The organism is Methanospirillum sp. (genome assembly GCF_035560735.1).
In the GTDB taxonomy this organism is placed as follows: Archaea; Halobacteriota; Methanomicrobia; order Methanomicrobiales; family Methanospirillaceae; genus Methanospirillum.
On sequence record NZ_DATMYY010000056.1, the window covers coordinates 1 to 4,220 of the forward strand.

Here is a 4,220-nt window from a genome sequence, read left to right on the forward strand (position 1 = left end):
GCCCTGTCATAATAGTGTCATTTTCAGAATACTCAACCTTTCGCGGCCTATATGGGTGACCCGGTATTATTTCTGATCCTGTAAGATGTTTTCAAGTCCAGGAACCGGACATACCGGTGTTGTCGACTCTGCACAGTTCCAGTCTTCGAGTACTGTCTCAAGCGAGGTGGTCTGGGTAATCTCCTCACCTATCGTATCCTCGACTCCTGATATACGAAGCATCCTTCTCACCTGCCAGGTGGCGTCTGCAATTCTGAGTTTTATCCCGGCTGTTTTGAGATCCTGGTAGAGATCAACGATCATATCAGAAGCAGAGACGTCCACAATCGGTGACGTACTTAAATCAAGCAGCACAAGCCTGACATCCGGATCCTCTGCAATCAATTCTTCAATTCGATCCTTGACTATCTCGGCATTGGCAAAAATCAGCGGAGCATCAACCCTGATAATCAGGATGCCGGGTATTGCAATATTTTCTGGATGTCTAATCCTGTCTGCGTACTGTCTGGTATTAGGAACCCGTCCCAGAATGGCAATTCTGGGTGAGGTCACCCGGTATAAGATGTCTGTTAGCGAGAGGACGACGCCGATGAACACACCTGAAAGGATACCAAACAGCAGGACTCCTGCACATGTGGCTATGGCTATGGCAAATTCATTTCTGCTGATCCTTGCTATCCTCCACAGCCCTCTCACATCAACCAGTCTGAGGACCGCTACGAGAATGAGACTCCCAATGATTGCCTCAGGCATTCTGGTGAAAAGTCCGGTGAGGAACATGGCAACAATAGCAGTGAGGACTGCTGCAATGACCCCGGTTATCTGAGTTGCAGCCCCATTAATCTCATTGAGTGCTGTCCGGGAAAAACTACCTGCAACCGGAAAACCCTGAAAGAGGCTGGTTGCAATACTTGTGGCACCCAGGGCAAGAAGTTCCTGGTTTGAATCGACTTTATAGTGGTATCGCCTGGCAAGAGACGTCCCGATACTCATGTCCTCAACATAGGCAAGGAGAAAGATTGCAAATGCAAGAGGAAAGATGAGCTGAACATCATTAAATGAGATTGTCGGAATGATGAAACTGGGAAGCCCTGCCGGGATGACTCCAACTTCCTGAACACCACGTGATGCCAGGTCTGTAAATGTCATCACCAATATTGAGATGATAACCACGATCAGGGCAGCCGGGAGTTTTCTGCATCTTCGTTCAGCACAGAGAAGAAATGCTATTGCACCCACTCCAATTACAACAGTTGGGAGATTTGCTGAAGGAAGATGAGTGATAAGGTATACAAGTTGATCGAAGAATGCTCCCGATATTGATTTAATGCCGAGAATCTTGAACAACTGACCACATATTATGACTAATCCCATTCCAGCAAGAAACCCTTTGAGAACAGTTTCAGAAATGAGATTGACAATAAATCCGAGCCTGAATATCCGTGCAAGAATGGCAAAACTTCCTGCCATAAGAACAGTGAGTGCTGCAAGGGAGGCATATCGTGCAGCATCAATTCCAACCAGCATCCCTAGCATTGCTGCGGTCAAGATGGCTTCAGATGAACTCGGCCCGATGTTCATCTCCCTGATGGTGCCAAAGAGACAGTAAACAAGTGGAGCGACAATACCGGCGTATAACCCATACTCGGGGGGAAGTCCGGCAAGTTGTGCATATGCCATGAGTTCAGGAATGGCAAATGCAGTAAGTGTGATGCCTGCAATAATGTCTGCACGAAATAGTTTCTTAGTATATGTAGGGAGCCATCCGGTGATAGGGAAGGTGGATGCAAGTTCCCCTCGTATGGTAGCCCAGGAAGGTTGATTGATCTGCATATGTTCAATTGGTTATTGGATGCAAAGTTGTAGTATTTTATTTTGTGAGTGTATGAACAGGGATTGCCCTGCTCTGTCAGAGTTGTTTATGCAATTAAAAACCGTTGCATCTCTGTAGTGGTGGTAGAAACTGCTGTATTGATATCATTAATGATGTCAGTTATCTGTTGTGCTATAGATAGTGCTTCTTCAGCTGTTGAGGAAGAATTCATTGCATCTTGAGATGTTTGTTTCACATGAGCACTCATCTCATGTACACTCGCCGTTATCTCTTCAAAGGATGCTGCCTGCTGTTCAGATGAGGACGCAACAGCATCCATATTGGTTTTGATCTCCTGAACACCTTTTGTCAGTGATGAAAAGATCTCAAGAGTCTCACGAAGAGAAATACTGCCGTCTTCAATAACTGATTCTGCTTCTTTCATCACTGTAGTAGCACGAGAACTCCGGTTATCAAGTTCAGAAATCATTGTGGCGATCTTCTGGGCAGCAGTTCCTACCTGTTCGGCTAATCCCTTTACCTCTCCGGCAACAACAGCAAATCCTCTCCCGGCATCCCCGGCTCGTGCAGCTTCTATCGCTGCATTGAGGGCAAGCAGGTTGGTCTGTTCTGCAATATCCGAAATAATGTCTGTGATTCTACTGATCTCAACCATCTGGTCACGAATTTCAAATATAATACTTGTTGCTTCACCTGAAACTTTTCTTATACTCTCCATACCCTCTTCAGCACTTGCTGCAGCAGTAATCCCTTTCCTGGCAAGACGGTCTGTTTCAGTTCCGGATTGAGCCACAGCTTCCACATTTGCAGATACTTTCATTACATGGTTTGTGAGGTCTTCCATCCCCCTCAGTACCTGAATGATCTCTTCTTCGCTCATCTCTGCATTGGCCCTGGTGCTGTCAGCGTTAGCTGCAATAATCCCTGCTCCCCTCTGGACATCTTCAATACCGGACTCAGCCATCTTGGCCTGGGATTCAAGTTCTTTCATCTCGATACCTATCACACCAAGAGCACGGGACACTTCAAGCCCAATCTCATTCATGGCACGCTCAAATGCAACAAAATCTCCTTTTACTTTAACTTTGTTTGAAAATCTTGCAACGAAATTGCACTTTGAGTATTCTGATGCAAGCCGTATGGCTTCATTGATAGGAATAGTCAGTGATTGAAGTGTTGTATTAAACCCTTTTACAATCTGCTGATATGATCCATGGAATTTTATCTCGTCACCTCTGGCTTTGAGATCTCCTTCAGCAGCTCGTGATGATATCAGATCAAGTTCGGTTATTACTCCGGTGACAGCGTTGCTCATTTCGATGAGAGCAGGCGTTATCTGATCACTTTCACTTTTTGGAGTAAGGTTTGTAGAAAGATCTCCTCGTGCTATTCGCTGGAGTGTTACAACCACCTCCTGTTCAAGAAAATCAGAAAACAGGTCTGCCATGCCTGCCATTTTCCCGATCTCATCTTTTCTGAAAAGGGTGAGCCTGGTGTTTATCTCTCCCCTGCTCATCCTGTCAAACTGGTTCATAACCTGATGCAATGGTTCAGTGATTGATCGTGTCAGAGTAAAAGCGATGAACAGAGAAATAATGATGATAACCAACGCGACAACTGTCATAAAAGTTATTGAGTTTTTTACCTCGATTGAGCCTGCTTTAGCAGTAATTTCAGCCTGACTGAGTACTATTTGTTTCAATTGGTCAAAGGTAGCGACTGTTGCCCGTCTTGCATTTGCATGTTCACCCCCGTTTTTAATGGAGGTAAGTGCATCCTGTTCCTTTTTCGCTTTTTCAAGTTCAAAAACCCCGACTGCTGACTTTTTGTAGTCTACCCACTGTGTCTTGAATGTTTCAAAGACCTTTGCTTCATCCGGTGTCATTGATGAAGAACTTAAATTCTGGATCTGACTCTCAATACTTGCAATTTCAGTTTTCAAACGGCCTTCATCCTGTTCACGTTCATCAATGATGGCCATGGATCTGAAAACGAGAGCCCTCATTGAGTTCAATGAGACCTCCATACTTGCTATCTCTGTAAGGGGGATGGTATTTTCAGTATACATGTGATCCATCTGCCCGGAGATGGTATTCATTCCTGAAAATCCGATAACTCCAATCAGACACATAAGGAGGGTAACCAGCACGAATCCTCCTATTAACTTTTGACCTATTCTAATATTATCGATGAACTGCAGTCGCATCATATCGAGTGCCTCCGGTCTCATCCCACCGATGAGTAATACAATGAATACTCTTACCACTACATCAAGGTAAGGGATAGGAAAGTGCGGAAAGCACGGTTATAAAAAAAGAGTGTTTTATTGTGTAACCTTGAATTTTTTCATTTCATCGGTTGTAGTTGCAACAGCATCATTAATATC

Annotated in this window: 2 protein-coding genes; both read right to left on the bottom strand. The window is 44.7% G+C overall.

Annotated features, from left to right (window positions below; genetic code table 11):
* Positions 1-66 precede the first annotated feature (66 nt).
* Complete coding sequence (locus tag VN429_RS01470) at positions 67-1,833, bottom strand: SulP family inorganic anion transporter (protein ID WP_325629033.1); 1,767 nt, start codon at positions 1,831-1,833, stop codon at positions 67-69.
* 86 nt (positions 1,834-1,919) lie between these two features.
* Complete coding sequence (locus VN429_RS01475; RefSeq protein WP_325629035.1) at positions 1,920-4,064, bottom strand: HAMP domain-containing methyl-accepting chemotaxis protein; 2,145 nt, start codon at positions 4,062-4,064, stop codon at positions 1,920-1,922.
* Positions 4,065-4,220: the final 156 nt, after the last annotated feature.